Consider the following 8,483-nt stretch of genomic DNA (forward strand, 5'->3'; position numbering starts at 1 on the left):
AGCCCTAGACGCGCTCCTCTATGTTGTTGCTAAGTTCGACAAAGCGCTTCTGCTCGTTGGGGGGCGTCGCGGGCGCGGAGCCGGGGGCCGCCACGGCTGTAGGAGGCTTTCCCGTGCCCGCTCAGCCCGCTCCGTCCGCTCGGCCCACCCAGTCCGGCGGGCCCGCCGCTTCCGCCCGGCCCGCTCCGGCCGCTCCCGTGAAGTGCCTCGTCTGGGACCTCGACAACACGCTCTGGCAGGGTACGTATCTGGAGAACCCGGACGTCGAATTCCGCGACGAGATACGTGACCTGATCACCACGCTCGACTCCCGGGGCATCCTGCAGTCCATCGCCAGCAAGAACGACTACGACGTGGTGTGGCCACACCTCGAAAAGCTCGGTATGGCCGAGTATTTCGTGCTGCCGCAGATCGGCTGGGGCCGCAAGTCCGACGCGGTCCGGGAAATCGCCGAACAGCTGAACTTCGCGCAGAGCGCCATCGCTTTCATCGACGACCTGCCCAGCGAACGGGCAGAGGTCGCCTTCCACGCCCCGGACGTCCGCTGCTATCCGGCCGAAGAGGCCGTGGCCCTCGCCGGGCTGCCGGAGTTCAGCCCGGGACACGTCACGGTGGACGCCCGGCGCCGCCGGGAGATGTACCAGGCCGGATTCCGTCGCAACGCCGAGCGGGAATCCTTCCAAGGCCCCGACGAGCAGTTCCTGCGCTCCCTGGATCTGCGCATGGTGATCAAGCGCGCCGACGAGGAGGAGCTTTCCCGGGTCGAGGAACTCACCCTGCGCACCAGCCAGATGAACGCCACCGGAGTGCACTATTCCGATACGGCTCTGCGCGCCCTGCTGGCCGACCGGGACCACGAAGTCCTCACCGTGACCATGGCCGACCGTTTCGGGCCGCACGGCGCGGTAGGCGTTCTCCTCCTCGCCCACCACGGCGATGTATGGCACCTAAAACTGCTCGCGACCTCCTGCCGGGTGGTGTCGTTCGGAGCCGGCGCGACGATTCTCAACTGGCTGATCGACCAGGCGGCCCGGGCCGGAGTCCACCTGGCCGCCGACTTCCGCCCCACCGACCGCAATCGCATGATGGACGTCGCCTATCGGTTCGCCGGTTTCACGGACGATCCGTGTGACTGCCTCGCGCAGGCCGACACGGCCGGCGACCGCGGCGACGTCCAGTTCCGCCACCTCGTACCGGGCCCGCGCAGCGCGCCGACCACCCTGCGGCTCGACGCCCCCGACCTGGCCGCCGACCGGGCGAGCGGGACCGCGGACGCGCCGGACGCGCGCGGCGCGTTCAGGTGACGCGACCCCGCACTTGAACACCCGGGAACGGCCGGACGGCAGGCCGGCACCGACCGGTGGGGCGGGGAGATCCCGAACGCCTTTACGGTGCCCGGCGCGCTCTGGAAGACTCCCCGGAATGTGAAGCGCGATGCAGCTGATGCCAAGTAGCGGCGCATGACCGGCGTATGCGGAATTCACCCACCGGCGGCCTACCACCATTTTCGTCCCCCCGTTGCCGACGGCCGTCCCCAACGGTTCGAGAACGGGCCGCCCCCGAAACCGGCCCGTCCCGAAACCGGCCGTCCCCGATAACCCTCCCGACCGCGTACAGCCCGTAGCGCTTCGGGTTCCCACGCCAGCAGCACGGAGCGTGGGCGCCCCCTTCCCCGCGTTCCGCCGCGCGGGGCATTCGCTTTACGGATTTGGAGCGCAGGATGAGCGAGTCGGACACAACCCGCCCGGCCGGACCGCTGCGGGCGGACGGTCGCGCGGAGCCACTGGCGATCGTCGCCATGAGCTGCCGCTATCCCGGGGGAATCGGTTCACCGGAGGACCTGTGGCAAGTCCTAGCCGACGAGCGGGAAGTCATCTCGGATTTCCCCGGCGACCGGGGCTGGGACCTGGATTCCCTCTACGATCCCGACCCGGACGTCCCCGGCAGGACATACGTCGACCGGGGCGGATTCCTCGACCAGGCCACCCACTTCGACCCCGGATTCTTCGGCATCTCCCCGCGCGAGGCCCTGTCGATGAACCCGCAGCAGCGCCTGTTGCTGGAAGCCTCGTGGGAAGTCCTGGAACGCGCCACCATCGACCCGGCGACCCTCCGGGGAAGCCGTACGGGAGTGTTCGTCGGCGCCGAACCACGCGCATACGGGCCGCGCCTGGAAGAAGCCCCGGACGGCATCGAGGGATATCTGCTGACCGGCAACACCACCAGCGTGCTGTCGGGCCGCATCTCCTACACCCTCGGCCTGCACGGCCCGGCGATGACCGTCGACACCTCGGCCTCCGGCTCCCTGGTCGCCATCCACCTCGCCGCCCAGGCCCTGCACCGCGACGAATGCTCCCTGGCGATCGCCGGCGGCGTGTCGGTGATGGCCACACCGGGGAACTTCATCGCCTTCAGCGGCCTGCGCGCCCTGGCCCCCGACGGCCGCTGCAAGGCCTTCTCCGCGGCGGCCGACGGCACGGTGTGGTCCGAAGGCGTCGGCATGATCGTTCTGGAACGCCTGGCCGACGCCCGGCGCAACGGCCACCCCGTCCTGGCCCTGATACGCGGCTCGGCGACCAACTCGGACGGCGCCAGCAACGGCCTGACCGCCCCGAACGGCGAAGCCCAGGAAGCCGTCATCCGCGAGGCCCTGGCCCAGGCGCACCTCACCCCGGACGCCGTGGACGCCGTGGAGGCACACGGCACGGGCACCCGCCTCGGCGACCTAACCGAGGCCCGCTCCCTGCTGGCCGCCTACGGCCGACAACGCCCCTCGGACCGGCCCCTGTTCGTCGGCTCGGTGAAGACCAACATCGGACACACCCTGGCCGCGGCAGGCGTCGCGGGCGTCATCAAGACGGTCATGGCGATGCGGCACGGCGTGCTGCCCCGGTCCCTGCACAGCGACGAGCCGACCCCGGACGTCGACTGGGCGGCGAGCGCGGTACGCCTGCTGGCCAGGGCGGAGCCGTGGACGGCGGACGGAAAACCCCGCCGCGCCGGGGTGTCGGGCTTCGGGCTGAGCGGCACCAACGCCCACATCATCGTCGAGGAAGCCCCGGCGGCCGACGCCACGCCTCCGCCCGCCTCCGGCCCCGCCACGTCTGCCCGCGCGTCGGTGCTCGCAGGCACCGATGTGGTGGCCTGGGCGGTGTCGGGCCGGTCGGCGGAAGGGCTGGCGGCGCAGGCAGGGCGGCTGCGGGAGTTCGCGTTGTCCCGCCCCGAGCTGGAGCCGGTCGATGTGGGCTGGTCGCTGGCGACGACGCGGTCCGCGTTCGAGCACCGGGCCGTGGTGACGGGCGCCGACCGGGAGAGCCTGGCGGCCGGGCTGGCCGCCGTCGCGACCGGCCAGCCCGCCACCGGCACGGTCTCGGGCATCAGCAGCCCGGACGGCGTGGGCCGCACGGCGTTCGTCTTCCCGGGTCAGGGGAGTCAGTGGCTGGGCATGGGGCGCGAACTGCGCGCCTGTTCCCCGGTGTTCGCGGCGCGGCTCGCGGAGTGCGGCGAGGCGCTGTCCCCGTACGTGGACTGGTCGCTGGACGAGGTCTTGTCCGGTGCCGAGGGTGCACCCGCGCTGGAGACAGCCGACGTGGTGCAGCCCGCGCTGTGGGCGGTCATGGTCTCCCTCGCCGCCGTATGGCAGGCGGCGGGCGTGCAGCCGGACGCAGTGGTCGGCCACTCGCAAGGCGAGATCGCCGCCGCCTGCGTCGCCGGAATCCTCACCCTGGAGGACGCGGCGCGGGTCGTGGCCCTGCGCTCCCGCGCGCTGACCGCTCTCGCCGGCCGCGGCGGCATGCTGTCGGTCGCCGAGCCCGCCGACCACGTACGGGTCCGGCTGGCCGCGTGGGGCGAGCGCATATCCATCGCGGCCGTCAACGGCCCGTCCGCCACCGTCGTCTCCGGCGAGCCCGCTGCGCTCGAAGAACTGTCCGCCGTCTGCAAGCAGGACGGCGTACGCACCCGCCTCGTCCCCGTGGACTACGCCTCCCACAGCGCCCAGGTCGCGTCACTGGAACGGGAGATCCGCGAGGTCCTGTCCGGCATCGAGCCCGCGACCGCCCGCATCCCGATGATCTCCTCCATGAGCGGCGAGCTGCTGGGCGGCCCGGAACTCGACCCGTCGTACTGGTACGCCAGCCTCCGCGCCCCCGTCGAGTTCGAGCGCGCCATCCGCACCCTCGCCGGCACCGGCCACCGCGCCTTCGTCGAAGTCTCCCCCCACCCGGTCCTGACCGCGGCGATCACCGACACCATCGAAGCCCACCCGGACCTGCCCGCGCACCGCGCCGCGGCTCCCGTGATCACCGGCACACTGCGGCGGCAGGACGGCGGGGCCGACCGGCTGCTGGCGTCGCTGGCCGAGGCGTACGCACACGGTGTCGGCGTGGACTGGTCGGCGGTGCTCGGCCGAGGCCGCCGGATCGACCTGCCGACGTACGCCTTCCAGCGCCGCCGCTACTGGCTCGACAGCGGGACCGGCGCCGGCGCGGCGACCGGAGCCGCCGACCGGGCACAACCGCTCGGCGTAACAGCCGAGTTGCCCGCTTCCCCCGCGGACGTGGACGGGGGAGTGGCTGCGCCGCCACCGCTGCGAGCGCAACTGGCCGGGCTGTCCGAGCCCGAGGCCGGGCGGATGCTGCTGAACGTGGTCCGGTCGCACGCCGCCGCCGTCCTCGGACACGCCGCGCCGGAGGCGATCCAGGAGGGCTGGACGTTCAAGGAACTCGGCTTCGACTCGGTGACCGCGGTGGAGCTGCGCAACCGGCTCAACAAGGCCACCGGCCTCGACCTCTCGCCCACCGTCGTCTTCGACCATCCCACACCGGGTGCGCTCGCCCGGAAACTGCGGGAATGCACGGCCGAACAGAAGGCGGCGGACCCGTCCGTCCTGGACGAACTGGACCGGCTCGAGTCCCTGCTCGGCGCGGCAGCGCACACCCCGGACAAGAAGCTCAGGATATTGGCGCGCCTCGAAGGGCTCGTGGAATACGTCCGTACGGGTACGGAGGCCGATGCGATGATCCAGCGAGAACTGGACGAAGCGGGCGACGACGAGATATTCGACCTCATCGACGCGGAACTGGGCATGTGAGGTCCGGACCGGGCGCGCCGTCCGGCGCGGCCCGGCGCAGTATTTCAGGTGCCGAAATTCCGCACCTGCGTGACAAGCCTCGATGTGGTGTGCGCGCTGTTCGGCGTACGCGCCATTCGGCGCACGCACTGTCGGGTGTTCGGGCCATTCGGTGTTCGGGCCATTCGGTGTGTGGTGCGAAGGACTTCGGCAGAGCTTGCACCGGCCGTCCGATGCGGTTAGCGTTCTGCCCGATCAAGTGAATCCGATCAAGTGAATCCGTTCTCGGAATACGTGACAGAGACAGGGGTGGCGGGCGGTGGGTTACAAATTCTCGCTGGTTCTCAACCGGGAGGTAACTGAAGATGAATTGGCGACCCTGAAAGAAGCGGGCTGTGCGGATGCTTCGTTCGGAAGTGATTCGCTGCCGACCAATGCCGACGTCCCCGTGACGAGGATGGAGTTCGACGACACGGTGTCCCCGTCGCTGGCCGAGGCCATCGAGGCGGCGCTGGGCGCGGTGAACAGCGTGCCGGAGCTCACCGTGCCCGGCCTCTCGGTGCCGCCCCAGCCGGCGGGCCCCGCGGAGGCGGAGGCAGAGGCGGTCGAGGCGTAAGGCCGAAGGCCCGAAGGACCAGAGGCTCGAAGGCCCGCAGGGCGACGGCCACCCCCCCCGGCCGCCATCCCGCCGTAACACCAGATCGCCCGCAGGAACCGTTCCAACGGCTCCTGCGGGCGATCTGCTTGTGCGGGTGAGCGACTGAGCGGTTGTACGGACCGACTGACCGACCGACTGACCGGACCGACCGACTGACCGGATCGGCTGACTTTGCGGACCGAGCGCGTACCCGACGGCGATTGATCCCGCCGCCGGAACGCGGACGCGTGCCGGGCGGTTCGGGGAGCACGGGGGCCCGAACCTGCCCGGCACGCGCGTTTGGGGGCGGCTGCCAGCGGCTGTTCGCTTCTGCTTCGCTTCCGCTCGGCTGCTACTTGGCGAACACCGAGCGCAGCAGCTTGCCGTTCGCCTTCATCACGACGCCCAGCAGGATGAGCCCGCACACGGCCTGCTCGATCCGCAGCCACACCGGGAAGGCGCCGGGCAGCGCGACAATGATGGCGATGGCCACCACCATGATTCCCGAGGCCAGCCGGAGCCGGAGGAAGGACTTGCTGTGGCCGCGGGAGGCCCGGGCCACGAACGAGGTCATGAGCAGAGAAGTGGCGACGACGATGATGCAGCGGACCCAGGCGGCGTCGGTCGCGATGTCGGGGTGATCGCGCAACAGAATGAGGGCGATGAGCGTCAGAACGCTGAGGCCGACGTAGTAACCGACGAGCTTCTTTGTGCCGCGGAACGCCTGCTGGACGTCTCCGTCGTTCAGTCGTTCCTCCGCGATGACCCGGCTTGCCATGGTGGTCCTTTCATCTTCCTGACGGTTCTTGGGTGAAACTCACGTTGGGCCTGCGGGCCGTCTTCCGGAATTCCAGTCGTGCCCCTGCCACGTCTTTCACGGTTACCTATGGTGCTCGTCCGCGCCGTGTGCCCGGTAGTGAGATCTCCCATTGGTCGCTCATGACAAATGTCATGGCTTTTCTCAGGGATGGCGGACGCTCTTCCGCCGTCCCGCGGCCGACTCCCGCAACCGGCTGACCTGCCCATTCGGCTCGGGCGTCGCACGTCCGGCGCGACAGGGTCCGCTCACCGGCAGCCCCTAAGGGAAGGCGGTCGACCACCCGTACCCGCACAACCGACCACCCCGACAGCAGCCCAATGCACCCCCCTCAACGCCCCCTCAACTCCCCCCTCAAGCCCCGCCCTCAACGTCCCCTCAACTCCCCCTGAAGACCCCAGGAGACGCCCGTTCGCCGCACGCCCCGGGCAGCATGTCCAGAGCACCGCCCGGGAACACCTCGTGCGATCCGCCGGTCATGGGTATGTTGGGGGCCCGGTGCCAAAGGGGCGCCGGTCTTTGTGCTGGCGGTATTTCGAAAAGGTGTGGTTGTTGTGCTGATGACGGGGAAGGTCCTGCGGTTCGACGAGATTCGCGGTTATGGCTTCATCGCGCCCGACTCGGGTGACGAGGATGTCTTCATGCACGCGAACGACTTGCTCAACGAGAAGACGTATTACCAGGCGGGCAACGAGGTCGAGTTCTTCATGGAGGAGGGGGACAAGGGCCCCAAGGCGTCGCAGATCCGCCTCCTGCACAAGCCGACCGGCAGGCAGCTCGCCCGCAACTCGCTGGCCTCCGGCACCCCGCGCCCGGTGGTGCGGACCAGCCGGCCGGACGACGGGACCTGCGACGTACTGACCGCCGACGATCTGCGGAGCGAGCTGCTGGAAACCCTCGTCGCCGCCGACGAGACCCTGACGGCCGCCCAGATCCAGCGCATTCGTGCGAGCATCGTCGACCTGGCGCGCGGCCACGGATGGGTCGAAGCCTGAGCCGTCGAAGCCCGGGCTGCGGCCGGACCCGGCCAACGCCCCTACGAACAACGGGCTTTGACCTCCGCGCATGCCGTGGGAGCACCGTCTTCCCCGCGGCGCGGCCGCGCGAGCCCGGAAAGGAACCCACGCCAGTGACTGGCACCTCCACCGCGACCGACCTGTGGGTACGCCGCTACCACCCCGTCCCCGCCCCGGCTTTCCGGCTGTTCTGCTTCCCCCACGCGGGCGGTTCCGCCACCTTCTTCTTCCCGGTGTCCGCCGCCCTGTCCGGCACCGCCGAAGTCCTCGCGATGCAGTACCCGGGGCGGCAGGACCGCCGGGGCGAGCAGCCGATCGGCACGATCGCCGAGATGGCCGACCAACTGGCCGCCGCCCTGCGCCCGTGGACCGACATGCCCTTCGCCTTCTTCGGCCACAGCATGGGCGCCGTGCTGGCCTTCGAGACCGCGCTGCGGCTGGAGAAGGACGGCATCAGCCCCACCATGCTGTTCGCCTCCGGGCGCCGGGCCCCCTCGCTGGTCTACGACGAGTCCGTCCACCGCCGCGACGACGACGGCCTGATCGAGGAGCTGAAGAAGCTCAGCGGCACGGACTCGCGGGTGCTCGGCGACGAGGAGCTGCTGCGCATGGTGCTGCCGGCGATCCGCAGCGACTACCGGGCCATCGAGTCCTACCGCTGCGAGCCGGGGACGCGGGTCTCCTGCCCCGTCACCGTACTGACCGGGGACAACGACCCCAAGACCACGCTCGCCGACGCGCGCGCCTGGCAGGACCACACCGACGGACCGTTCGACATGGCCGTGTTCCCCGGCGGTCACTTCTACCTGGCCGACCACCAACAGGACATCAACCACCGCCTCGCCGCCCACGCCCGCACCGCCACGACCACCTGACGCCCCGTCACGGCCCCGCGCCCGCCCCGGCGGTGCGGCAGCGCCGTCGGCGGTCATGCCGCGGCGC

The 8,483-nt window shown here is 70.6% G+C and carries 5 protein-coding genes and 1 pseudogene; 5 read left to right on the plus strand and 1 reads right to left on the minus strand.

The genetic code is table 11. From position 1 onward, the window contains the following. Positions 1–197 precede the first annotated feature (197 nt). The 3 genes and pseudogenes from ACFV57_RS38485 to ACFV57_RS38495 all read left to right on the plus strand — a co-directional run bounded on the left by ACFV57_RS38485 (position 198) and on the right by ACFV57_RS38495 (position 5,687). Entirely contained in the window at positions 198–1,304 is a 1,107-nt protein-coding gene (locus ACFV57_RS38485; RefSeq protein WP_385242531.1) for an HAD-IIIC family phosphatase, read from the plus strand. A gap of 473 nt (positions 1,305–1,777) precedes the next feature. After that, positions 1,778–5,092: pseudogene (locus ACFV57_RS38490) on the plus strand (type I polyketide synthase); the annotation flags it as partial. A 298-nt stretch (positions 5,093–5,390) separates the two neighbouring features. Continuing rightward, positions 5,391–5,687: a hypothetical protein gene (locus ACFV57_RS38495; protein WP_385242517.1), complete on the plus strand. Its 297-nt coding sequence runs from the start codon at positions 5,391–5,393 to the stop codon at positions 5,685–5,687. A 373-nt stretch (positions 5,688–6,060) separates the two neighbouring features. Here ACFV57_RS38495 and ACFV57_RS38500 read toward each other — a convergent pair whose 3' ends face one another. Further along, positions 6,061–6,486 carry a hypothetical protein gene (locus tag ACFV57_RS38500; protein ID WP_385242519.1) on the minus strand — a complete coding sequence of 142 codons (426 nt, stop codon included), beginning with the start codon at positions 6,484–6,486 and terminating at the stop codon, positions 6,061–6,063. A 599-nt stretch (positions 6,487–7,085) separates the two neighbouring features. Here ACFV57_RS38500 and ACFV57_RS38505 point away from each other — a divergent pair. Then, positions 7,086–7,520, plus strand: coding sequence for a cold shock domain-containing protein (locus ACFV57_RS38505; protein ID WP_385242522.1), 435 nt, complete (start codon positions 7,086–7,088; stop codon positions 7,518–7,520). A 134-nt stretch (positions 7,521–7,654) separates the two neighbouring features. Beyond that, positions 7,655–8,416, plus strand: a complete 762-nt coding sequence (locus ACFV57_RS38510; RefSeq protein WP_385242525.1) for a thioesterase II family protein — start codon at positions 7,655–7,657, stop codon at positions 8,414–8,416. The last annotated feature ends 67 nt before the right edge of the window (positions 8,417–8,483 follow it).

It is taken from the genome of Streptomyces sp. NPDC059788 (assembly GCF_042732265.1).
In the GTDB taxonomy this organism is placed as follows: Bacteria; Actinomycetota; Actinomycetes; order Streptomycetales; family Streptomycetaceae; genus Streptomyces.